Annotated in this window: 22 protein-coding genes, 2 pseudogenes and 1 riboswitch; of the genes and pseudogenes, 10 read left to right on the forward strand and 14 right to left on the reverse strand. The window is 56.8% G+C overall.

Annotated features, from left to right (window positions below; all coding sequences use genetic code 11):
- Positions 1 to 512 precede the first annotated feature (512 nt).
- Positions 513 to 2,528, forward strand: coding sequence for an excinuclease ABC subunit UvrB (uvrB, locus tag AC4OVU_RS07210; protein ID WP_045142379.1), 2,016 nt, complete (start codon positions 513 to 515; stop codon positions 2,526 to 2,528).
- 88 nt (positions 2,529 to 2,616) lie between these two features.
- On the opposite strand, the gene yvcK is transcribed toward uvrB, so the two are convergent.
- On the reverse strand, positions 2,617 to 3,525 hold the full coding sequence (yvcK, locus tag AC4OVU_RS07215) for a uridine diphosphate-N-acetylglucosamine-binding protein YvcK (protein WP_017384936.1): 909 nt from the start codon (positions 3,523 to 3,525) through the stop codon (positions 2,617 to 2,619).
- A gap of 226 nt (positions 3,526 to 3,751) precedes the next feature.
- A riboswitch (molybdenum cofactor riboswitch) is annotated at positions 3,752 to 3,885 on the forward strand.
- Between yvcK and moaA the strand changes: the two genes are divergently transcribed.
- The 6 genes from moaA (at position 3,873) to AC4OVU_RS07245 (ending at position 7,346) form a co-directional block, all read left to right on the forward strand.
- Positions 3,873 to 4,862 carry a GTP 3',8-cyclase MoaA gene (gene moaA / locus AC4OVU_RS07220; protein ID WP_017384935.1) on the forward strand — a complete coding sequence of 330 codons (990 nt, stop codon included), beginning with the start codon at positions 3,873 to 3,875 and terminating at the stop codon, positions 4,860 to 4,862. (Overlaps the previous riboswitch by 13 nt.)
- A 24-nt stretch (positions 4,863 to 4,886) precedes the next feature.
- Entirely contained in the window at positions 4,887 to 5,399 is a 513-nt protein-coding gene (gene moaB, locus AC4OVU_RS07225) for a molybdenum cofactor biosynthesis protein B (protein ID WP_015571084.1), read from the forward strand.
- 3 nt (positions 5,400 to 5,402) lie between these two features.
- The gene (gene moaC / locus AC4OVU_RS07230; protein WP_006809528.1) at positions 5,403 to 5,888 is read left to right on the forward strand and encodes a cyclic pyranopterin monophosphate synthase MoaC; all 486 of its coding nucleotides are present in this window, start codon (positions 5,403 to 5,405) and stop codon (positions 5,886 to 5,888) included.
- On the forward strand, positions 5,881 to 6,126 hold the full coding sequence (gene moaD / locus AC4OVU_RS07235; RefSeq protein ID WP_040117401.1) for a molybdopterin synthase sulfur carrier subunit: 246 nt from the start codon (positions 5,881 to 5,883) through the stop codon (positions 6,124 to 6,126). The genes moaC and moaD overlap by 8 nt, the downstream gene beginning before the upstream one ends.
- A gap of 1 nt (position 6,127) precedes the next feature.
- Complete coding sequence (gene moaE / locus AC4OVU_RS07240; protein WP_047728023.1) at positions 6,128 to 6,580, forward strand: molybdopterin synthase catalytic subunit MoaE; 453 nt, start codon at positions 6,128 to 6,130, stop codon at positions 6,578 to 6,580.
- Between the two features lie 58 nt (positions 6,581 to 6,638).
- Positions 6,639 to 7,346 carry a Bax inhibitor-1/YccA family protein gene (locus AC4OVU_RS07245; RefSeq protein ID WP_015571081.1) on the forward strand — a complete coding sequence of 236 codons (708 nt, stop codon included), beginning with the start codon at positions 6,639 to 6,641 and terminating at the stop codon, positions 7,344 to 7,346.
- A gap of 89 nt (positions 7,347 to 7,435) precedes the next feature.
- On the opposite strand, the gene AC4OVU_RS07250 is transcribed toward AC4OVU_RS07245, so the two are convergent.
- From AC4OVU_RS07250 to AC4OVU_RS07260, 3 genes are read right to left on the reverse strand one after another with little or no spacing between them, the layout of a single operon-like run.
- Complete coding sequence (locus AC4OVU_RS07250; RefSeq protein ID WP_015571080.1) at positions 7,436 to 8,398, reverse strand: lysylphosphatidylglycerol synthase domain-containing protein; 963 nt, start codon at positions 8,396 to 8,398, stop codon at positions 7,436 to 7,438.
- Positions 8,398 to 9,636: a cardiolipin synthase ClsB gene (clsB, locus tag AC4OVU_RS07255; RefSeq protein WP_015571079.1), complete on the reverse strand. Its 1,239-nt coding sequence runs from the start codon at positions 9,634 to 9,636 to the stop codon at positions 8,398 to 8,400. The genes AC4OVU_RS07250 and clsB overlap by 1 nt, the downstream gene beginning before the upstream one ends.
- Complete coding sequence (locus tag AC4OVU_RS07260) at positions 9,633 to 10,394, reverse strand: endonuclease/exonuclease/phosphatase family protein (protein ID WP_017384933.1); 762 nt, start codon at positions 10,392 to 10,394, stop codon at positions 9,633 to 9,635. Before AC4OVU_RS07260 ends, clsB begins: the two co-directional genes overlap by 4 nt.
- 133 nt (positions 10,395 to 10,527) lie before the next feature.
- Between AC4OVU_RS07260 and AC4OVU_RS07265 the strand changes: the two genes are divergently transcribed.
- Entirely contained in the window at positions 10,528 to 10,938 is a 411-nt protein-coding gene (locus AC4OVU_RS07265) for a YbhQ family protein (RefSeq protein WP_003858499.1), read from the forward strand.
- Here AC4OVU_RS07265 and AC4OVU_RS07270 read toward each other — a convergent pair.
- From AC4OVU_RS07270 to cecR, 5 genes are read right to left on the reverse strand one after another with little or no spacing between them, the layout of a single operon-like run.
- Entirely contained in the window at positions 10,900 to 12,006 is a 1,107-nt protein-coding gene (locus tag AC4OVU_RS07270) for an ABC transporter permease (protein WP_022647506.1), read from the reverse strand. The two genes, AC4OVU_RS07265 and AC4OVU_RS07270, sit on opposite strands and share 39 nt — an antisense overlap.
- A gap of 57 nt (positions 12,007 to 12,063) precedes the next feature.
- On the reverse strand, positions 12,064 to 13,197 hold the full coding sequence (locus tag AC4OVU_RS07275) for an ABC transporter permease (RefSeq protein WP_047727973.1): 1,134 nt from the start codon (positions 13,195 to 13,197) through the stop codon (positions 12,064 to 12,066).
- Positions 13,187 to 14,926 carry an ATP-binding cassette domain-containing protein gene (locus tag AC4OVU_RS07280; RefSeq protein ID WP_110292730.1) on the reverse strand — a complete coding sequence of 580 codons (1,740 nt, stop codon included), beginning with the start codon at positions 14,924 to 14,926 and terminating at the stop codon, positions 13,187 to 13,189. Before AC4OVU_RS07280 ends, AC4OVU_RS07275 begins: the two co-directional genes overlap by 11 nt.
- Entirely contained in the window at positions 14,919 to 15,914 is a 996-nt protein-coding gene (gene hlyD, locus AC4OVU_RS07285) for a secretion protein HlyD (RefSeq protein ID WP_017384929.1), read from the reverse strand. Before hlyD ends, AC4OVU_RS07280 begins: the two co-directional genes overlap by 8 nt.
- Positions 15,911 to 16,588: a transcriptional regulator CecR gene (gene cecR, locus AC4OVU_RS07290; RefSeq protein WP_003858489.1), complete on the reverse strand. Its 678-nt coding sequence runs from the start codon at positions 16,586 to 16,588 to the stop codon at positions 15,911 to 15,913. Before cecR ends, hlyD begins: the two co-directional genes overlap by 4 nt.
- Before the next feature lie 204 nt (positions 16,589 to 16,792).
- Between cecR and rhlE the strand changes: the two genes are divergently transcribed.
- Positions 16,793 to 18,175, forward strand: a complete 1,383-nt coding sequence (rhlE, locus tag AC4OVU_RS07295; RefSeq protein ID WP_017693771.1) for an ATP-dependent RNA helicase RhlE — start codon at positions 16,793 to 16,795, stop codon at positions 18,173 to 18,175.
- A gap of 97 nt (positions 18,176 to 18,272) precedes the next feature.
- Positions 18,273 to 20,450, forward strand: coding sequence for an ATP-dependent DNA helicase DinG (gene dinG / locus AC4OVU_RS07300; protein ID WP_015571073.1), 2,178 nt, complete (start codon positions 18,273 to 18,275; stop codon positions 20,448 to 20,450).
- Here the strand turns inward: dinG and AC4OVU_RS07305 are convergent.
- The 5 genes and pseudogenes from AC4OVU_RS07305 to AC4OVU_RS07325 all read right to left on the reverse strand — a co-directional run bounded on the left by AC4OVU_RS07305 (position 20,437) and on the right by AC4OVU_RS07325 (position 25,807).
- Entirely contained in the window at positions 20,437 to 20,940 is a 504-nt protein-coding gene (locus AC4OVU_RS07305) for a fimbrial protein (RefSeq protein WP_015571072.1), read from the reverse strand. The genes dinG and AC4OVU_RS07305 overlap by 14 nt on opposite strands.
- Before the next feature lie 5 nt (positions 20,941 to 20,945).
- Positions 20,946 to 21,935: pseudogene (locus AC4OVU_RS07310) on the reverse strand (fimbrial protein).
- A gap of 21 nt (positions 21,936 to 21,956) precedes the next feature.
- Complete coding sequence (locus tag AC4OVU_RS07315; protein ID WP_139157024.1) at positions 21,957 to 24,500, reverse strand: fimbria/pilus outer membrane usher protein; 2,544 nt, start codon at positions 24,498 to 24,500, stop codon at positions 21,957 to 21,959.
- 26 nt (positions 24,501 to 24,526) lie between these two features.
- Positions 24,527 to 25,201 carry a fimbrial biogenesis chaperone gene (locus AC4OVU_RS07320; protein WP_032647779.1) on the reverse strand — a complete coding sequence of 225 codons (675 nt, stop codon included), beginning with the start codon at positions 25,199 to 25,201 and terminating at the stop codon, positions 24,527 to 24,529.
- A gap of 69 nt (positions 25,202 to 25,270) precedes the next feature.
- A pseudogene (locus AC4OVU_RS07325) lies at positions 25,271 to 25,807 on the reverse strand (fimbrial protein).
- Positions 25,808 to 25,903 lie beyond the last annotated feature (96 nt).

The following is a 25,903-nucleotide window of genomic DNA, read 5'->3' on the forward strand; positions in this document are numbered from 1 at the left end:
CAGGCAAAAAAGAGTGATAAAAATTTTTTACTGCCGCTTCGTGGGAAAAACCGGGAATTTGCTGGAGTGCATGCTGTACGGGCTGGAGGCAGTTATCCACTATTCCTGTGGATAACCTTGTGCATTAGAGTTAGAAAACCCGCGATAAGCGAGAGAATACGCGGGTTACAACCAAATTGATGCGAAACGCGGCTTAATAAATTAGTCTTTATTTTTTAACGAATTAGATAAAAGCAATTCCCTCAACGCCAGCGAGACCTGTTGCCATAAAACTTTCATAACCGCCCTTGACAAATGTTAAAAAAGTAATAGTTCTGGGGATAACCCCCTGAGGCTGGTGTTTTATTTTGTCACAGTCGAAATTTGGCTCGCGAACGCACTAATCCTCTCTGCGCTACGCTAAATATCCTGACACGCTACTGGTTTTTCATCCAGTGTTTTTTACTGGCAATCCTGGCCACAACGAGTAAAATTACTCACCTGCCGCTTATTCTGTCATCAGGTCGTCGCCCATGAGTAAACCGTTTAAACTGAATTCTGCTTTCCGTCCTTCCGGGGATCAGCCCGAGGCTATTCGTCGCCTGGAAGAGGGGCTGGAGGACGGGCTGGCGCACCAGACCCTGCTGGGGGTTACCGGTTCGGGCAAAACCTTCACCATTGCCAACGTCATTGCCGATCTCCAGCGTCCGACGATGGTTCTCGCGCCGAACAAAACGCTGGCGGCGCAGCTGTATGGTGAGATGAAAGAGTTCTTCCCGGAAAACGCGGTGGAGTATTTCGTCTCCTACTACGACTACTACCAGCCGGAAGCCTACGTTCCCAGCTCCGACACGTTTATCGAGAAAGATGCCTCGGTGAACGAACATATCGAGCAGATGCGTTTGTCGGCGACCAAGGCGCTGCTGGAGCGTCGTGATGTGGTGGTGGTGGCCTCGGTGTCGGCGATCTACGGCCTGGGCGATCCGGATCTCTATCTCAAGATGATGCTGCACCTGACGCAGGGGATGATCATCGATCAGCGTGCGATTTTGCGCCGTCTGGCGGAGTTGCAGTACACCCGTAACGATCAGGCGTTCCAGCGCGGGACCTTCCGCGTGCGCGGCGAGGTGATTGATATCTTCCCGGCGGAGTCGGACGATATGGCGCTGCGCGTGGAGCTGTTCGACGAAGAGGTTGAACGCCTGTCGCTGTTCGATCCGTTGACCGGTCACGTCGAGTCGGTGATCCAGCGCTTCACCATCTACCCGAAAACGCACTATGTAACGCCGCGCGAGCGTATTGTGCAGGCGATGGAAGAGATCAAAACCGAGCTGGCGGACCGCCGCAAGGTGCTGCTGGCGAACAATAAGCTGCTGGAAGAGCAGCGCCTGAGCCAGCGTACCCAGTTCGATCTGGAGATGATGAACGAGCTGGGCTACTGCTCCGGCATCGAAAACTACTCGCGCTACCTCTCCGGGCGCGGGCCGGGCGAAGCGCCGCCGACGCTGTTTGACTACCTTCCGGCGGACGGCCTGCTGGTGATCGACGAATCCCACGTTACGATCCCGCAGATCGGCGGGATGTACCGCGGTGACCGCGCGCGTAAAGAGACGCTGGTGGAGTACGGGTTCCGACTGCCGTCAGCGCTGGACAACCGTCCGATGAAGTTTGAAGAATTTGAGGCGCTTGCTCCGCAGACCATCTACGTATCGGCCACGCCGGGCAACTACGAGCTGGAAAAATCCGGTGATGACGTGGTGGACCAGGTGGTGCGTCCGACCGGGCTGCTGGATCCGATTATCGAGGTGCGTCCGGTGGCGACGCAGGTGGACGATCTGCTCTCGGAAATACGTGCCCGCTCCGTCATCAACGAGCGCGTGCTGGTTACCACGCTCACCAAACGTATGGCGGAAGATTTGACGGAGTATCTGGAAGAACACGGCGAGAAGGTGCGGTATCTGCACTCGGATATCGATACCGTGGAGCGTATGGAGATCATCCGCGATCTGCGTCTGGGCGAGTTCGACGTGCTGGTCGGTATTAACCTTCTGCGAGAAGGGCTGGATATGCCTGAGGTGTCGCTGGTGGCGATTCTGGACGCGGACAAAGAGGGCTTCCTGCGTTCCGAGCGCTCACTGATCCAGACCATTGGCCGCGCCGCGCGTAACGTCAACGGGAAGGCGATCCTGTACGGGGATAAAATCACCCCGTCGATGGCCAAAGCGATTGGCGAAACGGAACGTCGTCGCGAGAAGCAGCAGCGCTATAACGAAGAGCACGGCATTACGCCGCAGGGGCTGAACAAGAAGGTGGTGGATATCCTGGCGCTGGGTCAGAACATTGCGAAGACCAAAGCGAAAGGCCGCGGCAAGGCCCGTTCAGTGGTGGAAGAGGATACCGTCGCGCTGACGCCGAAAGCGTTGCAGCAGAAGATCCACGAGCTGGAAGGGCAGATGATGCAGCATGCGCAGAACCTGGAGTTCGAAGAGGCCGCGCAAATCCGCGATCAGCTGCATCAGCTGCGGGATCTGTTTATTGCGGCATCGTAGTTTTTTGCCCGGTGGCGCTGCGCTTACCGGGCCTACAGGTTTAGCGTCTTTTGTAGCCCCGGTAAGCGCAGCGCCACCGGGGTTTTTGTTAACCTAATGCCTGAATCGCCTTTTCCAGCGCCTCGCGCAGCAAATGGCGGTCGTGGCGATATTTAATATCGCTGGCTTCCAGCGGCTCCTGCACCACCACGCGATCGCCAATCCCCGATACATCCACTTTCGGCCCGACCACGACACCATCGATAATTTTCTTACCAACGTACTGTTCCATCAGGTCCAGCTTATCCGCCAGCGACAGGCTTGCCGCCGCCGGGCTGAGTTCGCGGCCTAAATTACCGATATAGACCATGGGCGCAGGCGTTCTGCGCAGCGCCTGCGCCAGCTCTTTCACCAGCAGGATCGGCATCAGGCTGGTATAAAAACTTCCCGGCCCAATCAGGATCAGATCGGCCTCGGCAATCGCTTCTACCGCTTCACGCGTTGCGGGTACGCTGGGGTAGGTCATTAGCTCTTTTGGCGGAAGAAGAAGCTGGTCGATATTCACTTCACCATACACTTCGTGATCGTCGGCATCGATCGCCATTAAATCCACCGGCTGTTCGGACATCGGGATCAGGAATGCATCCACCTTTAACAGGTTACGAATTAAATTGATCGCTTCCAGAGGGCGCACGCTCAGGTGATCCAGCGCCTTTAACATCAGATTTCCAAGGTTATGGCCTGAAAGTTCACCATTTCCGCCAAAACGGTACTCAAACATCGCCGAGGCCACGCTTGGCTCCGTGATAAGCTGGTTGAGGCAATTGCGCATGTCACCCCAGGCAATCCCGCCTTCAGCGCGTCGGATCCGCCCGGTTGAGCCGCCGTTGTCCGTTGTTGTCACGATGCCCGTCAGGCGCGAGCCCAATGACGATAACGACGACATCACTCGTCCCAGACCGTGACCTCCGCCAAGAGCGACCACACGGTCCAGATCCGCAAAAGTGCGATTGCGCATACCTATTCCTTATCCTGTTAAGCTTGCGTCACAGTAACGCAACTACTCCTAAAAGACGATGCCTCTCACAAACCATAATGACGTATATCAATGCGAAAGCGCTGTTTTTGCGTATTCTGTAGTGAAAATGCACGATAACATCGTTATATATAAATTTATATAGCGAAAAGCGACAATGGCGAAGTGGCGATTTCCACGCTACTATCGCCATAACCACGTTTTCAAAACTGAAAACATACACTCTAGCCCTGGCGCCTGTGTCGAGAGATATGGCGCCCTGGCCGTGGCGGATTTGCCACCAGGGTACAGAAAGAAATGACTGTGCCTCCCGATCTGGAAAGGTGTACATGGCTTCACAACTTACTGATGCTTTCGCGCGTAAGTTTTTCTACTTACGTTTGTCGATTACCGACGTGTGTAACTTCCGTTGCACCTACTGCCTGCCCGATGGCTACAAGCCGGGCAGCGTCACCAATAACGGCTTTCTCTCCGTGGATGAAGTACGCCGCGTCACGCGCGCGTTCTCTGAACTTGGCACGGAAAAAGTGCGTCTTACCGGGGGAGAGCCCTCCCTGCGCCGTGATTTCCCTGACATCATTGCCGCCGTGCGTGAAAACGAACGTATCCGCCAGATCGCGGTGACCACCAACGGTTACCGCATGGCGCGTGACGTGGCGAACTGGCGCGATGCGGGGCTGACGGCGATCAACGTCAGCGTCGATAGCCTGGACGCCCGTCAGTTCCACGCCATTACCGGCCAGGACAAGTTCCAGCAGGTGATGGACGGCATCGATGCCGCGTTCACCGCCGGTTTCGACAAGGTCAAAGTCAACACCGTGTTGATGCGTGATGTGAACCACCATCAGCTGGACACATTCCTGGCGTGGATCAAACCGCGCCGCATTCAACTGCGTTTTATTGAGCTGATGGAGACCGGGGAGGGCAGTGAGCTGTTCCGTCGCCATCATATCTCCGGCATGGTTCTGCGCGACGAACTGCTGAAACGCGGCTGGATCCACCAGATCCGCCAGCGCAGCGATGGCCCGGCGCAGGTCTTTTGTCATCCGGATTATGAAGGCGAAATCGGCCTGATCATGCCCTATGAAAAAGACTTCTGTGCCAGCTGCAACCGCCTGCGCGTCTCCTCCGTCGGCAAGCTCCATCTTTGCCTGTTCGGGGATGGCGGCGTCGATCTGCGCGATTTGCTGGAAGATGACGCCCAGCAGGACGCGCTTGAAGCACGTATTTCCGAGGCGCTGACGCACAAAAAGCAGACCCATTTCCTGCATCAGGGCAACACCGGCATTACTCAGAACCTGTCCTATATCGGCGGGTAATCAGGCTTTAGAAGGAACCAGAAGATGAGTCAGGTAAGCGCGGAATTTATCCCGACACGCATTGCTATTCTTACCGTTTCCGAACGTCGTGGTGAAGAGGATGATACCTCTGGCCACTGGCTGCGCGAGGCGGCACACGAAGCCGGACACCAGATTGTTGATAAAGCGATCGTCAAAGAAAACCGTTACGCCATTCGCGCTCAGGTCTCACAGTGGATTGCGGGTGATGACGTCCAGGTGGTGCTGATCACTGGCGGTACCGGCTTTACCGCAGGCGACCAGGCGCCGGAAGCGCTGCTCCCGTTGTTCGATCGCGAAGTGGAAGGCTTCGGCGAAGTGTTCCGCATGCTCTCGTTTGAAGAGATTGGCACCTCTACGCTTCAGTCCCGTGCCGTCGCGGGGGTGGCGAACAAGACGCTGATCTTCGCCATGCCGGGGTCGACCAAAGCCTGCCGCACCGCGTGGGAAAACATTATTGCCCCGCAGCTGGATGCCCGTACCCGTCCGTGTAATTTCCATCCCCATTTAAAGAAATAAGCTATGTCACAACTGACCCACATTAACGCCGCTGGCGAAGCGCATATGGTGGATGTCTCCGCCAAAGCCGAAACGGTGCGCGAGGCGCGTGCTGAAGCGTTCGTCACCATGCTGCCGGAGACGCTGGCGATGATTATCGACGGTAGCCATCACAAGGGTGATGTGTTTGCCACCGCCCGCATCGCCGGTATTCAGGCCGCTAAACGTACCTGGGACCTCATCCCGCTCTGCCATCCGCTGATGCTCAGCAAAGTGGAGGTAAATTTGCAGGCACAGCCGGAGCATAACCGCGTGCGTATCGAGTCCCTGTGCCGCTTAACCGGGAAAACCGGCGTGGAGATGGAGGCGTTGACGGCGGCCTCCGTGGCGGCGCTGACCATCTACGATATGTGTAAAGCGGTGCAGAAAGATATGGTGATTGGCCCGGTGCGTCTGCTGGCAAAAAGCGGCGGCAAATCCGGTGATTTTAAGGTGGAAAGCCATGATTAAGGTGCTCTTTTTTGCCCAGGTGCGTGAGCTGGTCAATACCGACAGCCTGACGCTGGACGGCGCTTTCGAAAATGTCGCCGCCCTGCGTGCGCATCTGGCGGCGCAAGGCGACCGCTGGGCGCTGGCGCTGGACGAAGGCAAACTGCTGGCCGCCGTGAACCAGACGCTGGTGGAGTTGACCCACCCGCTGGCCGATGGGGACGAAGTGGCCTTCTTCCCGCCGGTCACAGGGGGTTAAGATGACGGAAACCCGAATTCTGGTCGGCCATGAGCGTTTTAACGTGGGCACGGAATATGACTGGCTGGCCGGGCTCGACGAAGACGGCGCGGTCGTGACGTTTACCGGGAAAGTGCGTAATCATAATCTCGGGGACAGCGTAAAAGCGCTGACGCTGGAGCACTATCCGGGAATGACCGAAAAATCGCTGGCGGCCATTGTCGAAGAGGCGCGAGGCCGCTGGCCGCTGGGGCGCGTTACGGTTATCCATCGCATCGGCGAAATGTGGCCCGGCGAAGAGATTGTGTTTGTCGGCGTCACCAGCGCCCATCGCGGGAGTGCTTTTGCGGCGGGGGAGTTCATCATGGATTACCTTAAAACCAAAGCGCCGTTCTGGAAGCGTGAAGCGACGCCGGAAGGTGAGCGCTGGGTGGAATCACGCGACAGCGATAAACATGCCGCCAGCCGTTGGTAGTTGGTTTACGCGGATGTGTTACTCTTAACGTGTGTGTTTACTTAATCAGGAGTGAATCATGGACCGATTTCCGCGTTCCGATTCGATAGTTCAGCAGACCCGTAGCGGGCTGCAAACCTACATGGCTCAGGTGTATGGCTGGATGACGGTTGGCCTGCTGCTTACCGCGTTTATCGCGTGGTATGCGGCAAACACGCCTGAACTGATGATGTTTATCTTCTCCAGCAAAATCACCTTCTTTGGGCTGATTATTGCGCAACTGGCGCTGGTGTTCGTGCTCTCCGGGCTGGTGCACAAGCTCAGCGCAGGTATGGCGACCACGCTGTTTATGCTCTATTCGGCGCTGACCGGGCTGACGCTTTCCAGTATTTTCATCGTTTACACCTACTCTTCCATCGCCAGCACCTTTGTGGTGACTGGCGGGATGTTCGGTGTGATGAGCCTGTACGGGTACACCACCAAACGTGACCTGAGCGGCTTCGGCAACATGCTGTTTATGGGGCTGATAGGGATCGTGCTGGCGTCGCTGGTGAACCTGTGGCTGAAGAGTGACGCGCTGATGTGGGCGGTGACCTATATCGGGGTGGTGATCTTCGTGGGCTTAACCGCTTACGACACCCAGAAGCTGAAAAACATCGGTGAACAAATTGATGTTCGCGACAGTTCAAACCTGCGCAAATACTCGATTCTGGGCGCGCTGACGCTTTATCTGGACTTCATCAACCTGTTCCTGATGCTGCTGCGTATTTTTGGCAACCGTCGCTAGGATTGTTATGCCGGGTGGCGGCTTCGCCTTACCCGGCCTACGAAAGGCGAACCGTAGGTCGGGTAAGGCGAAGCCGCCACCCGACTTATTCACTTCGCCAACATCCTCTCATTCTTCGCGCGCAGCTTCTTCGCCCGACTCTCCAGCACCAGATAACAGACCGTTGCCAGCGCCAGCGGCAGGAAGTAGTAGATCATGCGGTACGCGAGCAGGGCGGCGATAATCGTCCCGTGAGACACATGCTCCCCCGCAAGCAGCGCGATAAACACCGCCTCCAGTACGCCAATACCCGCCGGAATATGCACAATCACCCCGGCAATACTGCTTACCAGCAGCACGCCCAGCACGAAGAAGTAGTTCACATCTTCGCCAATCAACAGCCAGATAATGGCCCCCATCGCCATCCAGTTAGCGCTGGAAACCACCATTTGCAGGACGGCAAACTTCCATGACGGCAGCACCAGCTTCTGGCCTTTAATGGTCATGTGACGACGTTTGGCAAAGGCGCAGGCCCACAGGTAGGCGGCGATGATCAGCAGCAGTACGATGCCCAGGATGCGCAGGGTAGCCTCATCGATGTACCAGTGCGCAGGCAGCTGCACCACGCCGATGGTGAAAATCACCCCGCCCAGCAGGATATACCCCAGCCAGTTGGTGGTGATGCTTAAGGAGAAAATACGCGTGATGGTGCCGCCCGGTAAGCCAAGGCGGGAGTACAGGCGATAGCGCATACCAATCCCGCCCACCCAGGTGCTCAGCGTCAGGTTAAAGGCGTAGCAGATGAATGACACCAGCATAACCTGCCGTTTGGCAAGCTTATGCCCGCAGTAGGCACGTCCCAGCAGGTCATAGCAGCCGTACATCAGGTAGCTCACAATCACCAGCCCAACGGCCCCCAGCAGGACTGTCCGGTTGTAGTTGCGAATAACTTTCCACACCTCTTCCCAGTCCACCTTTTGGGCATACACCACCAGCAGGACCGCGACGGCAATGAAGAACAGCCAGGTCAGGATTTTTTTCGCCAGCCGCCAGCGAGGATGAGATTTCGACATCAGGTTTTCCCTCCATCTTCCGCCTCTACGCGGTCCTGGGTTTCCATTTCGGGTTGCACAGGCGGATCCACCAGCGCCAGTTTCGGCGTATGCGCGGGCAGCCAGCCCACCATGGCCGGGAAGTGGCGCAGGAAGTGGAACACCACCACGCCGATGCCCACGTTCCACCAGCTCCGTTTCGGCACCATGGACTCATCCACACGCACGCAGTCTTTATTGATAAGACCCTGAAGGTTATCGCGCAGGGTCTGATTAAACTGGCGATCGTGAATGATCAGGTTCGCTTCCAGATTGAGCGATAAGCTCAGCGGATCGAGGTTGCTGGAGCCAACGGTCGCCCAGTGGTCATCCATCACGGCGACTTTGCCGTGCAGCGGGCGGCGGCGATATTCATAGATCTGCACGCCGCTTTTGACCAGATAGCGATAGAGCAGACGCGCGCCGACCTTCACAATCGGCATATCGGGCTCACCCTGCACGATAAGCTTCACGCTCACGCCGCGTCGGGCCGCGTTGCGCATGGCGTGCAAAATCCGGTAACCAGGGAAGAAATAGGCGTTGGCGATAATCACCTCGCGCTTCGCGTTCGCCAGCATCTTCAGGTAATGACGCTCGATATCGTCCCGGTGCTCCTCGTTATCCCGCCAGACGAACAGCGCCTGCGCCTCGCCGGGCTTGCGGTTCTCTTCCGGGCGATGACGGCGTCGCCACCAGCGGCGAGCGGCCTCTTTGCCGGGTAAGTTTTCCAGCACGAACAGCTGGATGTCCTGAACCACCGGTCCTTCGATACGGATCGCGTAGTCCTGTTTAGCTTCGGGACCGTAATCCGACATATGCTCGGCGGAGTAGTTAATGCCGCCAACGAAGGCCACCGTTTCATCCACCACCACAATTTTGCGGTGCATTCGACGGAACAGGTTGGTGCGCATGCCGAACAGACGCGGGCCGGGATCGTAATAGCGGAACACCACCCCTGCGGCGGTGAGCTCGTTAACAAATTCGTCGCTGAGATCCGGCGAACCATATCCGTCGAGCAGAACCTCGATTTTTACACCGCGACGGGCGGCATGCAGCAGTGCGCTGTGCAACTGCCTGCCCACGTCGTCTTCAAACCAGATAAACGTTTCCAGAAAGACTTTCTGCTGTGCGTGGCTAATCGCCTCAAAAACCGCCGGATAAAAGTTATCGCCATTTTCCAGCAGCGTAATACGGTTACCTTCCTGCCATGTGCATTTCATAAGTGAATCTCCGCGCTGAGTGGGGCATGGTCGGAGAGATGTCGCCAGTTGAGTAAAGCCAGCGCAGTCGGGCTGCTGGCGTGGGCATTTTTTACGTAAATGCGGTCAAGGCGCAGCAGGGGGAAGCGCACCGGAAACGTCCGCGCGGGACGACCGCGTGAGCGGGTAAAGATCTCCTCCAGCCCCGCCTTCACCTTCAGCGGATGGTTGGCCCGTTGTCGCCAGTCGTTGAAATCACCGGCCACCACTACGGGCTCGCCCTCCGGCAGCGCATTGGTCCAGTCTGCCAGCATCTGTAGCTGGGCCTGACGGTGGGCTTCACGCAGGCCAAGATGAACACAGCCCACATGAATGGGAAAATCGAGCGCCGGGGGGGTGATACGACAGTATAACAGCCCGCGTTTTTCGCTCTCGCCAACGGAGACGTCGCGGTTCTCATAATGCTCGATAGGAAAACGCGACAGCACCGCGTTACCGTGATGCCCCTCCGGGTAGACCGCATTGCGCCCGTAGGCGTAATCGCTCCACATGGTATCCGCCAGAAACTCGTAGTGGGGCGTGTCGGGCCAGTTTTCGAAATGCATAGGGTGCACTTCGTGCGCGCCCATGACCTCCTGGAGGCAGACAATATCGGCGCTGACGGTGCGTACCGCGTCGCGCAGCTCCGGTAAAATGAAGCGGCGGTTAAATGCTGTGAAGCCCTTATGAATGTTTATCGTCAGCACCTTAAGCGAGAAATGCTGCGTTTTTTTGCTCATAAACACCTTCCTGGGTGACTATCCCGATGAAAATAAAGTGTAGTAGGCGTCACAAAAAGATGCGGCGTTACGGAATTTTCCGTAAAGTGCGGTAGTCTGAATTAGCAGAGAAAAATCCTTCAGGAGAGAAGCCATGAAGTGGCAACAACGCGTTCGTGTCGCAACCGGTTTGAGTTGCTGGCAGATAATGTTGCATTTACTGGTCGTGGCCGTACTGGTGATGGGCTGGATGAGCGGCACGCTGGTGCGTGTCGGCTTAGGGTTATGCGTGGTTTACGGCGTGACCGTGCTGTCGATGCTGTTTTTACAGCGTCACCACGACGCGCGCTGGCGTGAAGTGGGTGATGTGCTCGAAGAGCTCACCACCACCTGGTATTTTGGTGCGGCAATGATCGTCCTGTGGCTGTTGTCACGCGTGCTGCAAAACAACCTGCTGCTGGCCCTGGCGGGTCTGGCTATCCTCGCAGGGCCTGCGGTGGTGTCATTGCTCACCAAAGAGAAAAAGCTACGCGATGTTTCGTCTAAACATCGCATAGGCCACTGAGCCCGTTGTGGCCGCGATGACCAGTAGCGGCCACAAACTTCCCCATACAATATCCAGACTCGCATCCTTCAGATAGATTTGCTTGGTGATATCCGTGAAGTGACGAATCGGGTTTATCCACGTCAAATCCTGTAACCACACCGGCATGTTCTCCACTGGAGAAACGTACCCTGAAAGCAAGATCGCCGGCATCATAAAGACAAACACCCCGATAAACGCCTGCTGCTGCGTTGAGCAGAGCGCGGAAATCAGCAGCCCAAACCCCACCAGCGACAGGCCGTAAATCACCATCGTGAAGTAAAACAGCGCCAGCGATCCGGCAAACGGGATCTGGTACGCCCATATTCCTACCCCCAGCACGATGGTGGCCTGGAACGTCGCGACAATCAGTGCCGGCACCGCCTTGCCGACAAATATCTGCCAGGTGGCGAGCGGCGAGACCAGCAGCTGATCCAGCGTACCTTGCTCACGTTCTCGCGCCACGGACAGCGAGGTGACAATCATCACGCCAATGGTGGTGATCATGGCGATCAGCGACGGCACCACAAACCATTTGTAGTCCAGGTTCGGGTTGTACCAGTTGCGCACCACCAGCTCGCTGTTGTTGGGTTTGGGTTTGCCCGCCATCAGCTCCTGCTGGTAATCCTTCACCACCTGTTGCAAATAGTTCGCCGCAATCTGGGCGCTGTTGGAGTTACGTCCGTCGAGGATCAGCTGCATCGGCGCAGTCTGGAAGGTGTCCAGGTTGCGAGAGAAGTCCGCCGGGAAGCGCACCAGCAATAATGCTTTCTGCGTGTCGATGGTGGGCTGGATCGCCTGCGGGCTTTGCAGCAGCAGGACATGGGTAAAGGCTTTGGCGCGGGCGAAACGCTGCGTCAGCTCGACGGAATGCTTGCCGTTGTCTTCGTTGTAAATGGCGATGGTGGCGTTGGTAACCTCCAGCGTGGCGGCAAACGGAAACAGTACAACCTGAAGCAGCACCGGCAGCACCAGAATGGCGCGGGTCTGCGGCTCGCGCAGCAAGGATTGCAGCTCTTTGCGGATCAATGTCCATAAACGGTGAAACATCGCGTCGTCCTCCTGTCGGGTGGAGCTTGCGCTTACCCGACCTACAAAATCCGATGGCTAATCTAATCTTCTTTTCGTTTTCATCCACGTCAGCCCGATAAACATCACCGCCGACGCCAGCAAAAACAGGGTATTGATGATCAGCACCACCGGAATATTCCCCGCCAGGAACAGGCTTTGCAGGGTACTCACAAAGTAGCGCGCCGGAATGATGTAGGTCACGGCGCGGATCACCGCTGGCATACTGTCTATCTGGAAGATAAAGCCGGAGAGCATAATCGACGGCAGGAAGGCGGCATTAAGCGCCACCTGCGCGGCGTTAAACTGGTTGCGGGTGACGGTGGAAATTAACAGTCCCATCCCCAGCGTGCTGAGTAAAAACAGGCTGGTAATAAAGAACAGCAGCACCAGTGAGCCGCGGTACGGCACGCCAAGAATAAATACCGAGACCAGCATACAGAGCAGCATCGCCAGCATGCCGAGGAAGTAGTAGGGGATCAGCTTGCAGAGCAAAAGCTCGACGCGCGTCACTTCGGTCGAGAGCAGCGCCTCCATGGTGCCGCGCTCCCATTCGCGGGCGATCACCAGCGAGGTGAGGATCGCGCCAATCACCGTCATGATAATCGTCACCGCCCCCGGAATAATAAAATGCTGGCTGATGGCGGCGGGGTTAAACCAGTAGCGCGTCTGCACGTCAATCAGCGGTTCAAAATTTTCCCCCCGGTCTTCGGCGCGCTGCATCTGCCACAGCTGCCAGATACCCTCCGCGTAGCCCTGCACGAAGTTGGCGGTGTTTGGCTCGCTGCCGTCGGTGATCACCTGAATTGGCGCATCGGCGCCCGGGCGTGCCATATTGGCGGCAAAATCGACCGGAATGACGATCAGACCGCGTATTTTTCCGGCCTGCATTTTCTGGATCAGTTCCTGCCGGTTGTCGCTGATGGTGGCATCGATGTAGGGCGAGCCGGTCATGGCGTGGGTGAAGTCCAGCGCCTCTTCGCTCTGCTGCTCCAGCAAAATCCCGACCCGCAGCTTGCTGGAGTCCAGGTTAATGCCGTAGCCAAAGATAAACAGCAGCAGCAGGGGGATCACCACCGCAATCAGCCAGCTGCTGGGGTCACGCACAATCTGCCGCGTCTCTTTGACGCACAGGGCGCGCACCCGGCGCCAGGAAAGGGCGTTACTGCGCATGAGTATTCTCCTTATCCCAGTCTTGGATGAGGGTGATAAACGCCTGCTCCATGGTCGGGTCTGGCTGCGCGTCGTCGGCGGCCTGCGCTTTCAGGTCATCCGGGGTGCCGTGGGCAATCAGCTTGCCGCGATAGACCAGCCCGATGCGGTCGCAATACTCTGCCTCGTCCATAAAGTGGGTGGTGACCATCACGGTCACGCCTTTTTCCACCATGCTATTGATATGCAACCAGAATTCTCGGCGGGTGAGGGGGTCCACGCCTGAAGTCGGTTCATCAAGAAACAGGATATCCGGCTCGTGCATCAGTGAGCAGGCCAGCGCCAGCCGCTGTTTGAAGCCAAGCGGCAGAGCGTCGGTAGCGTGTGAGGCGATATCGGTCAGGCCGAAGGCGTCGCACATGCGGCCGATCTTCTCATTCTGTGCCCGTCCCCGCAGGCCGTAGACGCCGGAGAAAAATCGCAGATTTTGCTCCACCGTCAGGTTGCCGTAGAGCGAAAACTTCTGCGCCATATAGCCCAGGTGCTGGCGCGCCTTGCCGGAGCTGACTTTGAGATCCATGTTCAGCACCAGCGCTTTGCCGGAGGTTGGTACCAGCAGGCCGCACATCATTTTAAAGGTGGTGGATTTCCCCGCGCCGTTCGGCCCGAGCAGGCCAAATATCTCGCCGCGCTTCACGGCAAAATTGACGTTATCGGTGGCGGCGAAATCGCCGAATTTTTTGGTGAGCGATTTCGCTTCAATGACCGTTTCGCCCGGCGTGCCTTCCACCGTGTGCAGGATGGCGCCAAGCGGTGATTCTGAGGTTCCCGCCCCGCCCAGCAGATCGATAAACGCATCTTCAAAGCGCGGCGCGGTCTCTGTCATGTCGATCTCAGGCATACCCTGCGCACGGCGGATATCGTCGGCGGTAGTCTCTTTTTTGAGGATCACGCGCACCGAACGGCCCTGAATCATCCCGTCGCTCACCTGCGGCAGCTTCAGTACCCGTTGCAGCAGCTTGCGGTTGGACTCCTGCGCGCTGTGCAGCAGAAAACTGCGCCCGGCCATGGTTTGCGTCAGCTCGGTGGGTTCGCCCTGATAGAGCAGTTCGCCTTCATTCATCAGCAGCACGTCGCGGCACTGCTCTGCTTCATCAAGGTAAGAGGTACTCCAGAGGATCAGCATGCCGTCACCCGCCAGCTCGTGCACCATCTGCCACAGCTCGCGGCGGGAAATCGGGTCCACGCCCACGCCGGGTTCATCCAACAAGAGCACCTTCGGTTCGCCCACCAGCGTGCAGGCCAGCCCCAGCTTCTGCTTCATCCCGCCGGAAAGTTTGCCCGCCAGCCGGTCGGTGAACGGGCCGAGGGAGGTAAACGCCAGCAGACGCTGGAAGGTTTTCTGCCGGGTTTCGCCGGTAACGCTGCGCAGATCGGCATACAGATTGAGGTTTTCCATTACCGTCAGATCTTCGTACAGACCAAACTTCTGCGGCATATAGCCGAGCATGCCGTGGAGCGCCGCGTCGTCTTTGATCGGATCGAGGCCAAGCACGCTGGCACTGCCTTCATCCGGCTTCAGCAATCCCGCCAGCATCCGCATCAGCGTGGTTTTACCCGCGCCGTCCGGCCCCACCAGCCCGGTCACATAGCCTTTCTGAATCGTACAATTCAGCGGTGCGACCGCCGGTTTGGCCATTCCCGGGAAGCGTTTGACCAGATTGTTGAGCTGGATAACCGCATCATTCATGTCGTTCCCCGTCGTTTAAGGTCACGGTAACAGGCATGCCCTGACGCAGCGCGTCGTCCGCATCGGTGACGATGATGCGCAGGCGATACACCAGGTCGGTACGCAGGTCCGGGGTTTCAACGGTTTTTGGCGTGAACTCGGCGGTAGGGGAGACGAAGCCCACTTTGCCGTGATACGGCTTGTCCGGGCGACCGTCGGTATAGAGCAGCAGTTCGCGGCCCGGCTGCATCTGGCCAAGATTTGGCTCATCAATGTAAGCGCGCACCCACACCGGACGGGTTAAGGAGAGCGTTAACACGGTGCTGCCCGCGCTGAGCATGCTGCCCGGCTCCACGGCGCGGGTCATCAGCGTGCCGTCAGACGGGGCGATTAACGTGGTGTCGTGCAGATCCAGCTCCGCCTGGGCTAACTGCGCCTGCGCCTGCTCAAGGCTGGCCTTCGCCTGGGCAATGTCCTGCGCACGGTTACCGGTGCGGTACTGGCTTAACTTATCCTGGGCAGATTTCAGCGTCGCCTGTGCCTGGTCGCGGGATGAGCGCGCGTTTTCCAGGTCGTTGGCGGAAATAGTACGGCTTTTCCATAAGCCTTGCTGACGGTTATAGAAATTCTGCGCATAGTCATAGGCGGCTTTTGCCTGCTTAACGGCAGCGGCCGCCTGGGAGATCTCTTCGTCACGGTAGCCCGCCAGCATCAGGTCGTATTGCGCCTGTGCGACGGAGACGCCTGCTTTTGCCTGCATCAGCGCGTTCTCAAACGGGGCTTTGTCCAGCATTCCCAGCGTCTGCCCGGCTTTGATGGCATCGCCTTCGTCAACGTTCAGCGAGGCCAGCCGTCCGCCGACGCGGAAGCTCATGTTCACGGTGCGGATATCCACGTTGCCGTACAGCGTCAGGCCACGATCCTGCTGGCTCTGATACCACAGCCAGCCACCGATTCCCGCAGCAAGTAACACAACAACCACCAGAATGATGGCGACAGGTTTTTTCATGACTTCTGGCTCCTTTGCGTTAAGCCTTGCAGGATCAGATCAACGTGACAGGTAATGACCTGGCTAATTTGCGCAGCTTTATCCTCATCGAATTGTGTCCAGCCCGTACGTAACAGGATGGTCTCACGCCCCAGACGGAAGGCGAGCACTTCGCCCAGCAGGGCGTGGGTATGCAAAATGGTGTCGGTATCGCTGGCGTCCCGTCCGGTATAGGCGGCGATCAGCCGGGTCAGATGGCTGTGCATCGGGGCGATCACCTGATCGTGCACCAGCTGGTACGCGGCAGTGGGGGAGAGCTGCTCGCGGGAGATAAATTTGCTCAGGTTCAGCGTATCGTCGTGCGTCAGCAGGCGGATCATGTTGTGACAGGCGTTAAGGATCAGCTGGCGGATGGCAGCCCGGTCAGGCTCTGGCTGGCTGAACAGCGCGGTGGCTTCTTCCACGTGCGGGCGAAAGCTGGTGCCGATAAAATCCGCGATCCACTGGGCGCAGGCAAGGTATAAATCCTCTTTTGAGCCAAAATAGTAGGTGATGGCCGCAATATTCTGTCCGGCCTGAGCGGCGATATCCCGCGTGGTGGCATGCAGACCATACTCGCCAAACTGCGCCAGCGCGGCGGCGATAAGCTGACTTTTCGCCTGTTCGCCTTTGGTTGTCGTTGGGGTTGTATTCATAGCAGCATTAAAAATTAATCAATCGATTGATTAAGATTATGCCTGATTTGCGCAAACGTCGAGTCATCGCCGGGGATATTTTATGCGCCACGTCACAAAAGCTGCTACACTCCGCTCCTTCGCGACATTGTGGTTTTTGTCCTTCTATTCGTTATATCTCCCTGAAAACTACACCTGTGATGGTCGGGGCGGTTCGGAGTTTTTATGTCTTTTGATTCCCTTGGTCTGAACCCGGAAATTCTGCGCGCCATCGCAGAGCAGGGCTACGTTGAGCCAACCCCTATCCAGCAGCAGGCCATTCCGGCCGTTTTGCAGGGCCGTGACCTGATGGCAAGCGCGCAGACCGGTACCGGTAAGACCGCAGGCTTTACCCTGCCGCTGCTGGAGCTGTTGGTAAAAAACCAGCCGCACGCCAAAGGCCGTCGTCCGGTGCGTGCGCTGATCCTCACCCCAACCCGCGAACTGGCGGCCCAGATTGGCGAGAACGTGCGTGAATACAGCCGCTACCTCAACATTCGTTCGCTGGTGGTTTTCGGCGGGGTAAGCATTAACCCACAGATGATGAAGCTGCGCGGCGGCGTGGACGTGCTGGTGGCAACGCCGGGGCGTCTGCTGGATCTGGAACACCAGAACGCGGTGAAGCTCGATAACATCGAAATTCTGGTGCTGGACGAAGCCGACCGTATGCTGGATATGGGCTTCATCCACGACATTCGCCGCGTGCTGGCGAAGCTGCCGACGCGTCGTCAGAACCTGCTCTTCTCCGCGACTTTCTCCGACGAGATCAAGGCACTGGCGGAAAAGCTGCTGCATAACCCGCTGGAAGTGGAAGTCGCGCGCCGCAATACCGCCTCCGAGCAGGTGACGCAGCACGTGCACTTTGTGGATAAGAAGCGCAAGCGGGAACTGCTCTCCCAGATGATCGGCCAGGGCAACTGGCAGCAGGTACTGGTCTTTACCCGCACCAAGCACGGCGCTAACCACCTGGCGGAACAGCTGAATAAAGACGGTATTCGCAGCGCGGCGATCCACGGCAACAAGAGTCAGGGTGCGCGTACCCGCGCGCTGGCTGATTTTAAATCCGGCGACATACGTGTGCTGGTGGCAACCGACATCGCCGCCCGTGGCCTGGACATTGAAGAGCTGCCGCACGTGGTGAACTACGAGCTGCCAAACGTGCCGGAAGACTACGTGCACCGTATCGGCCGTACCGGCCGTGCGGCGGCAACCGGGGAAGCGCTTTCTCTGGTCTGCGTGGATGAACACAAGCTGCTGCGCGACATCGAACGTCTGCTGAAGAAAGAGATCCCGCGCATTGAAACCCCGGGTTATGAAGTGGACCCGTCGATCAAAGCTGAGCCAATTCAGAACGGTCGTCAGGGCGGCGGTCGCGGTCAGGGTGGCGGTGGTCGCGGTCAGCAGCCGCGTCGTGCCGAAGGTGGCGCGCCGAAATCTTCGGGCAAACCGCCGCGTCGTAATAACGACAGCAAACCAGCCGGTGAAAACCCGTGGCGTAGCGGCGAAGGGAAACCGGCAGGCGAGGGGCAGCGCCGACGCCGCCCGCGTAAACCTGCTAACCCGCAGTAATCTGGAAGCCCGGTCGTAAAGCCGGGCTTTTCTTTTTGCGGCAGCGGAGAGAAAGTGCCACAATAGTGGCTGTTTATACAGTATTTCAGGTTTTCCGATGGCTTTAACCGCTGCGCTCAAGGCGCAAATTGGCGCATGGTATAAGGCGCTACAACAGCAGATCCCCGATTTTATCCCCCGAGCCCCGCAGCGGCAGATGATTGCCGACGTGGCCAAAACGCTCGCCGGGGACGACGGACGACATCTGGCGATTGAAGCCCCGACCGGCGTCGGGAAAACCCTGTCGTATCTCATTCCCGGCATTGCCATCGCGCGGGAAGAAGACAAAACGCTGGTGGTCAGTACCGCTAACGTGGCCTTGCAGGATCAGATCTTCAGCAAAGATTTGCCGCTGCTGCGCAAAATTATCCCCGATTTACGGTTCACCGCCGCCTTTGGTCGCGGGCGCTACGTCTGCCCGCGCAATCTGGCGGCGCTGGCCAGCAGTGAACCCTCCCAGCAGGATCTGCTCGCGTTTCTTGATGACGAGCTGACGCCAAACAACAAGGCGGAGCAGGAGCAGTGCGCAAAGCTAAAGGCCGATCTCGACGGCTACAGGTGGGACGGCCTGCGGGATCACACCAGCCAGGCGATCGGCGACGACCTGTGGCGCAGGCTCAGCACCGATAAAGCGAGCTGCCTGAACCGTAACTGTCATTACTATCGCGAGTGCCCGTTCTTTGTCGCCCGGCGTGAGATTCAGGAAGCGGAGGTGGTTGTCGCCAACCATGCGCTGGTGATGGCTGCCCTGGAGAGTGAAGCGGTCCTGCCGGAGCCCAAAAACCTGCTGCTGGTGCTGGATGAAGGTCATCATCTGCCCGACGTGGCGAGGGATGCGCTGGAGATGAGTGCAGAAATTACCGCCCCGTGGTTTCGCCTGCAACTCGATCTGTTCTGCAAGCTGGTGGCAACCTGCATGGAGCAGTTCCGCCCGAAAACCACGCCGCCGCTGGCGGTCCCGGAGCGGTTGAGCGAGCACTGTGAAGAGGTGTACGGCCTCATCGCCTCGCTGAATAACATTCTCAACCTGTATCTCCCCGCCACCCAGGAAGCGGAACACCGCTTTGCGATGGGTGAGTTGCCACAGGAAGTGATGGAGATTTGCCAGCAGCTGGCGAAGCACCTTGAAAAGCTGCGCGGGCTGGCGGAGATGTTCCTGAACGATCTCAGCGAGAAAACCGGTACCCATGACGTGGTGCGCTTGCACCGCATTCTGCTGCAAATGAACCGCGCGCTGGGCATGTTTGAGGCGCAGAGCAAACTCTGGCGGCTGGCCTCGATGGCGCAGGCGTCCGGGGCGCCAGTGACAAAGTGGGCCACCCGCGAAGTGCGAGACGGGCAGGTACATCTGTTCTTCCACTGCGTGGGCATCCGCGTGGCCGATCAGCTGGAAAAGCTGATCTGGCGCAGCGTGCCGCACGTGGTAGTGACGTCGGCAACCCTGCGTTCCCTGAACAGCTTCTCAAGGTTACAGGAAATGAGCGGCCTGAAAGAGAAAGCGGGGGACCGTTTTGTGGCCCTGGACTCGCCGTTCAACCACTGTGAGCAGGGCAAGCTGGTGATCCCGCGCATGAACTATGAGCCGCTTATCGATAACGAAGAGCAGCATATTGCGGAAATGGCGGCCTACTTCCGCGAGCAGGTTGAGAGTAAAAAATACCCCGGTATGCTGGTGCTGTTTGCCAGCGGCCGCGCGATGCAACGCTTCCTGGAGCACGTCACCGATCTGCGCTTACTCCTGCTGGTGCAGGGCGATCAGCCGCGCTATCGGCTGGTGGAAACCCACCGTAAACGCATTGATAACGGCGAGCGTAGCGTGCTGGTGGGGCTACAGTCCTTTGCGGAAGGGCTGGATTTAAAAGGCGACTACCTGACGCAGGTGCATATCCATAAAATTGCCTTCCCGCCCATCGACAGCCCGGTGGTGATCACCGAAGGCGAATGGCTGAAAAGCCTTAACCGTTATCCGTTTGAAGTGCAAAGCCTGCCTGCGGCGTCGTTTAACCTGATCCAGCAGGTCGGGCGCCTGATCCGTAGCCACGGATGCTGGGGCGAGGTGGTGATTTATGACAAACGCCTGCTTACCAAAAACTATGGCCAGCGGCTGCTGAATGCGCTGCCGATCTTCCCGATTGAGCAGCCAGAAGTGCCGGAGGTAAAAAAACGCCCGGCAAAACCCTCTGCCGGGCGTACAAAAAGCATCCGTGCAAAGAGGCGCGGTCCTACTGGTAAGTGAATGTCACCTGAATCACGCTGCTGAACGTCCCGGCAGTGACGGGCATTGAGGTGGCGTAGTAGCGTGCGGACAGAGGAAAGGTTGCCGTGTGGTCGCTCGGATTGATGGCGGCGTTAAAGGCGGCCTGCGGGGCAATCAGTATTTTGTCCTGTCGGTCTGCCAGCTCCAGCGCCAGTCCCTTTGCGCTACCGATATTGGCAAATTTGGTCGGATGCACGCTGTCTGCCTGGCCATAGAAAAAGGCCGTGGCAAGCGCCAGCGTGGCTGGGCAGTGCGATACTGACAGGGAAAAGTCTTTCCACTCGCCGGTATCCCCCACATCTCTAAAACTGCCCGACACCGCCTGGCCTAAGTCCACCGTCAGGTTGCGGCTGGCGCTGTCAATGACGCAGGTATTGGCGTAAATATTTCCCGTCATCTGGATCTGAATGTCGTCTGCGTGAGCCTGGGCCAGTAAGCCCACCGCCAGAAACGCGATTGTCTTTTTCATGTTTGTCACTTATAGGCGAGAGTGATGGTTGCTACGGTGTTGGCGGGGCCGGGCGTCACCACATCGCTGGTCTGCTCGTAGCGAACCTGAAAGGGGATATCCAGCGTTTCATTGGCAACGGCCTGGCTTTGGGTGTTGACGTAGGAGTCAAAGGTCGCGATATGGTCATCAAACAGCATTCTTACCCCGACGCCCCTTGCCATGCCCGTCTGCTTCGTCAGTTTGATCACTCCCTCAAATGCCGTTTCGTACCCGTTTGCACTGGTGATTTTTAGCTCAGGCTGAACGGTTGTGTCACAGTTAACGGTGATATTAAACGTCTGAGCGGGGCTGGATAAAAACCCCACGCTCATAAAATCACTGACGGGAAAATCGCCCAAATTAACGGTGAGATTTTTTGGCGAAACAGAGCAGGTGACCTGATGCAAAATGACGTTACCTGCATACGCAATATGATTAGGGCTGCCGATCCCTTCATGGCCAAAAACGCCAATGCCGAATTCGGTCTGAGACTGCACCAGCGTGCCGGATGTCACGGCGTCGCTTGTTTTCACCAGTTCAAGCGTGACGTCAAAGTTAAACGACTGTGTGCCATCGGTAGAAACATAGGCAACAGGCGTTCCGCGTGAATCGCACTGTACTCCGCCTGCTCAGCTGATTCGCTGACCCTGATCGTTCATTAGTGCGACCCCAATCCCCGGTACGCCGGAATCATAAACGCCCCTGAGCCCAGGAATTTCCGCGCCGGTGCCGTAGTAGCAGGAAACAATTTCCAGACCGCTGTCAATACTCTGATCGCAGTGCCCGGCAACATGAACGCTTTGCTCTGTACCCGGGATAGTTGCGCCAACGGCCAGCGTCGTCGGGACAGAGATGGAGGCCACGTTAATCATTTTGGGCAGATCCGGCGTGGTGCAGGTCGCCTTCGCATGCGGCATAAATAACGCGGCGGTTCCCAGAACCAGTAAGAAAAAGCACTGTTTAATCATTTGCATAATCGTTAGCCTGAACGGTAATCAATGACACTGCGCGGCAGCGTTAATGATGCTGGTTTTCTCTTTCTCATCCGTTAGCGCATAGTCAGCGACGCAGTGCTCGCTCGCCTCCTGTCCCCAGGAAACGTTGAGATGCCCTTGCTGTGGCAGACCCGAGAGGTAAGTCTGGCCGTCATTTCCGACAATAAATTCGCTGTCCTTATCCCCGGTGGTGACCGTTGCGCCGAAGGGCAGCGGTTTACCATTTTGTGTAAGCGTCATCAGGACGCGATTACCCACGCGGGTAGTAAAGCTGGCGCGCACCACGGCCCCTCGGGTCGGCGTCACAATTTGCGCCGCGTGGGTGACGTCGGCATCCTCCGGCAGCGTTTCGGTATCCAGTGCGATGGTGTTATGGCGATACGCGGTCACGAACGGCACGACGGTATAGCCGCGGAAGTCAGTCTCCACGCCTGTCTGGTTGGTGATATGGGTGCCGTGCGTACCCGGCGCTTTCACCAGCGCGATGGTGTCACCGAGCGGCTGGCTCAGGGTTACCCCGTTAGCGTGGGCCACCACGCCGCCCTGCAAACCGACGTTCAGGGTCTGCTGATACTTATCCTGACTGACGCCTGCGCTCACTTCGCCGTAGGTCGCTTTGTAATCGGCGTTGATGCTGGTGGAGTTACCGCTGCCGGTGCTGCTGAGCCCTTCCTGGATATTCCAGTTCAGGTTGTCTTCTTTCAGCGCCGTACCGTTAAGACCGATGTTCTGCGTGGTGCCATCTTTGGTGTTGTTCAGGTTGTACGTGGCCCAGGTGTTATGCATCCAGCGATCCAGCGGAACCGAAACGCTCAGCGAGAACTGGTTGTCGTTTGTTACCTCATTACCGTCTTCATCGCTGTCGTGGGTGTTTTTGTTCATGCTGTAGCTGAGGCTGTAGCTCACGCCGTGCCAGCTGTTGTTGTAGCTGACGCTCAGGGAGGTCATGTTCTGGCTCTGGCTCCAGTAAGTTTCCTTCACCATGCTCAGCGTCACCGACCCCCAACCTTCTGGCAGCGTCTGGTCAATGGTGGCTTCTGTACGGGCGCGGCGCTGCTGGGGAGCAGACCAGTCGTCGGCGCGGGTATACGATTCCATAGTGTCGTCCAGGGTGTAAAACCCCTTGCTGTTATAGCGATAGCCCGCAAGCGAAAAGTTAGTGCCTGAACCGGCGAAATCTTTGCTGTAGCGTACGCGCCACGACTGGCCCTTGCTGGACTGCTGTTTTTTCAGCAGGGCTCTGGCGCGGGTCACGTCAATGGAGAACGCCCCGAGATCGCCCATGTTTTTCCCGGCGCCGAGCGCCTGGGACTGATAGTGGCTGCTCTGCTGCACGCCGCCGTAGGCCGTGAAGCCGTGAGGTAAACCGTAGATGGCGCTTCCCTGGGCAAACGGGGTCTTTTCAACGTCTTTGTCATAAGAGCGATAACGCCCGGCGGTTACGCTGTAGCGCAGGTTTTTTTCACGCTGCAATACCGGCACGGAGGCAAACGGCACCACGAAATGACTTTCGCTGCCGTCAGTTTCTTTCACCGTGACCTGGAGGTCGCCGCTGCTGCCGGTGGGGTAGAGGTCGTTAATTTCGAATGCGCCCGGCGCGACCGTGTTCTGATATATCACGTACCCGTTCTGGCGGACCATCACCAGCGCGTTACTGTGGGCGGTGCCGCGAATAATAGGGGCATAGCCTTTTTCGCTGTCCGGCAGCATGTCGTTGTCGGATTTCAGCTCCACGCCGGTGTAGGGGACGCTGTCAAAAACGTCGGAAGGTGAGGTGCTTTGGCCCACCGTCACGTCACTTTTCATCGCCACCATATCGCGTTGCGCATAGGTATAAACGGAGGTGAATTTCTGTTTCTCCTCGTGGCCCGTGGTGCTGCGATTCCAGGTGGAGTAGTTACGAACGCGCCATGCCCCGAGGTTGAAGCCGGGACGCAGGTTAACGTACTGGCTGCTGCTATCCTCTTCACCCTGCTGGCGCGCATGGCTCTGGCTGGCGTTGACGCTGTAATTAAGCAGGCCCGCGTTGATCCCTTCGTCAAACTCTTTCGGGTCGATGTAACCGCGTGGCACCTGTCCGAGCGCCTTTTGCGGAATGCTCAGCAGCAGCTGCTGATTGCGCACGCGAAAGGTCGCGGATGCCGAAGGGATGGCGTGTAGATCGGCGCATTGACCTTCTGCCCTCAGCTGCGGATATTTTTGCGTTTTGATCCCGAGGCTCTTTAATTCGTCCAGTGTAAAACAAGGCTGAAGTGTGCTGGTGCCCTGTGGATCTTTAACAATCTTAAAGGTCACGTCACGGGTATCAATTTTATTGTTATTGATAAATACCGCGACCTGATATTTACCTGGCGCCTGACCGGGACCTTTTTCATAGACAGACAGATCGGTCTTTTCCTGCTGCGGGTTATCAATGTCCAGCAGGGCAGGGTTAAAATAATCATCAGCCAAAACCTGCTGCGCAAAGATCGCCATTGCCAGGCAACAAAAAGTCATCAGCAATGACGAAAATCGGCAGGTGAACGGCTTTTTATGGCTGTACATGATGATTTTATTACCGGGCAATATAATTAATGAACGGGTTTAGACCATGTCTGGCTGATGCTGCCGTAATCCGTAATAATGGAATACACGACGGTCGAGCCTCCGACATTGCCAGGTAAAGCAAAATGCGTTTCAGTTTTTGGCACAGCCCAGGTGGCTTTCGTGATTTTCTGACCATTCAGGGTGACAGCCTGAAAATTCATATAGAAAGGCGTGGGATTGTTCACCACTAAATCATTCCCTTCGCGATGCCATTCAAGTTTATCGGCCATATCTTCTGGTTTGCCTTTTACCGCTGACGGGCGATAGAGCAATTTAATTCGGGTGTTAATGGCAATTTGCAGCGTATTTACGCCTTCAACATGCTTTGAGGAAGGGATCGCTTTAATATTCAGCCAGTACAGAGATTCCCTGTCTTCCGGTAAATTTCCTCCCGTACGCACCACGCGTAGTACGTTATCTTCTTTCGCATCCAGTCGGAAAAGCGGCGGGGTGATCAGGAACGGGGCTTTGGCCAGGTTTTTACCACCGGAATCGACCCAGGACTGCACCAGATAATCCGTGGTATCTGGGTTTGAAAGACCAAGAGATGATTCCTTTTTATCTCCCTGATAGACCAGACGGGTGCCATTGATCACGACACCCGCCTGTGCCGAGGCTGCTACCAGTAAAAGAGTGCTCAGTAAATAACCGTGGCGCATAAAGATTTCTCAATAAAAAGATGAGATATTAATGCCCGCAAGAGCATTAATATCTCAGGATTGATAAGATCAGTTATAAATAACGGTGAAGGTCGATACAGAGTTAGCAGGGCCCGCAGTAACTGCCGCCTGAGTTTGAATATAACGCGCACCGAACTCCAGGTCGTTAACCTCCGTTCCGGAGGCTAAAGGATATTGCTTCGAAGGGGTATACAGAGTGACAGGCTGCCCGGAAGCATCCATTAGCTGAATAGCTACACCAGTAGCCGCATCGGTATCGGGCGTTAATGCCAGCGTGGCATTATTATCCGCATCCGGGGTACCACCGAAGTTAATCGCAGCCGAGGTTACGGTTTCCGGACAATTGGTTAACTTAATATCAAACTTCGTGAGTGTGCTGGTAGAGCCTGCGCCGGTAAATACCGTTTTAGATACTTTTCCTCACTGAACATCTAATGGATTACTTAATCCATTCACGACCTGGCAAGCAGAATCGATAATTTCTCCGGTGAAATTAATCTGCCCTTCACCGTTGGTTGCCGCAAATGCGGATGCAGAACATCCCACCGTTGTGGCGATAAACAACCCTAATGCAACCTTGTTCATAGTAAATCCCAATGTGTTTCTGGCAAAAACGTTGCCTGGACGTTTTTACCGTTGACCCTTAATAACTTTCCGATGTTTATTTAATCAAAAAAAGGG

The organism is Enterobacter sp. 6722112, assembly GCF_058661685.1.

Coding starts and splice junctions, on each gene's coding strand:
- uvrB (WP_045142379.1), top strand. CDS start 513: ATGAGTAAACCGTTTAAACTGAATTCTGCTTTCCGTCCTTCCGGGGAT.
- yvcK (WP_017384936.1), bottom strand. CDS start 3,525: ATGCGCAATCGCACTTTTGCGGATCTGGACCGTGTGGTCGCTCTTGGC.
- moaA (WP_017384935.1), top strand. CDS start 3,873: ATGGCTTCACAACTTACTGATGCTTTCGCGCGTAAGTTTTTCTACTTA.
- moaB (WP_015571084.1), top strand. CDS start 4,887: ATGAGTCAGGTAAGCGCGGAATTTATCCCGACACGCATTGCTATTCTT.
- moaC (WP_006809528.1), top strand. CDS start 5,403: ATGTCACAACTGACCCACATTAACGCCGCTGGCGAAGCGCATATGGTG.
- moaD (WP_040117401.1), top strand. CDS start 5,881: ATGATTAAGGTGCTCTTTTTTGCCCAGGTGCGTGAGCTGGTCAATACC.
- moaE (WP_047728023.1), top strand. CDS start 6,128: ATGACGGAAACCCGAATTCTGGTCGGCCATGAGCGTTTTAACGTGGGC.
- AC4OVU_RS07245 (WP_015571081.1), top strand. CDS start 6,639: ATGGACCGATTTCCGCGTTCCGATTCGATAGTTCAGCAGACCCGTAGC.
- AC4OVU_RS07250 (WP_015571080.1), bottom strand. CDS start 8,398: ATGTCGAAATCTCATCCTCGCTGGCGGCTGGCGAAAAAAATCCTGACC.
- clsB (WP_015571079.1), bottom strand. CDS start 9,636: ATGAAATGCACATGGCAGGAAGGTAACCGTATTACGCTGCTGGAAAAT.
- AC4OVU_RS07260 (WP_017384933.1), bottom strand. CDS start 10,394: ATGAGCAAAAAAACGCAGCATTTCTCGCTTAAGGTGCTGACGATAAAC.
- AC4OVU_RS07265 (WP_003858499.1), top strand. CDS start 10,528: ATGAAGTGGCAACAACGCGTTCGTGTCGCAACCGGTTTGAGTTGCTGG.
- AC4OVU_RS07270 (WP_022647506.1), bottom strand. CDS start 12,006: ATGTTTCACCGTTTATGGACATTGATCCGCAAAGAGCTGCAATCCTTG.
- AC4OVU_RS07275 (WP_047727973.1), bottom strand. CDS start 13,197: ATGCGCAGTAACGCCCTTTCCTGGCGCCGGGTGCGCGCCCTGTGCGTC.
- AC4OVU_RS07280 (WP_110292730.1), bottom strand. CDS start 14,926: ATGAATGATGCGGTTATCCAGCTCAACAATCTGGTCAAACGCTTCCCG.
- hlyD (WP_017384929.1), bottom strand. CDS start 15,914: ATGAAAAAACCTGTCGCCATCATTCTGGTGGTTGTTGTGTTACTTGCT.
- cecR (WP_003858489.1), bottom strand. CDS start 16,588: ATGAATACAACCCCAACGACAACCAAAGGCGAACAGGCGAAAAGTCAG.
- rhlE (WP_017693771.1), top strand. CDS start 16,793: ATGTCTTTTGATTCCCTTGGTCTGAACCCGGAAATTCTGCGCGCCATC.
- dinG (WP_015571073.1), top strand. CDS start 18,273: ATGGCTTTAACCGCTGCGCTCAAGGCGCAAATTGGCGCATGGTATAAG.
- AC4OVU_RS07305 (WP_015571072.1), bottom strand. CDS start 20,940: ATGAAAAAGACAATCGCGTTTCTGGCGGTGGGCTTACTGGCCCAGGCT.
- AC4OVU_RS07315 (WP_139157024.1), bottom strand. CDS start 24,500: ATGTACAGCCATAAAAAGCCGTTCACCTGCCGATTTTCGTCATTGCTG.
- AC4OVU_RS07320 (WP_032647779.1), bottom strand. CDS start 25,201: ATGCGCCACGGTTATTTACTGAGCACTCTTTTACTGGTAGCAGCCTCG.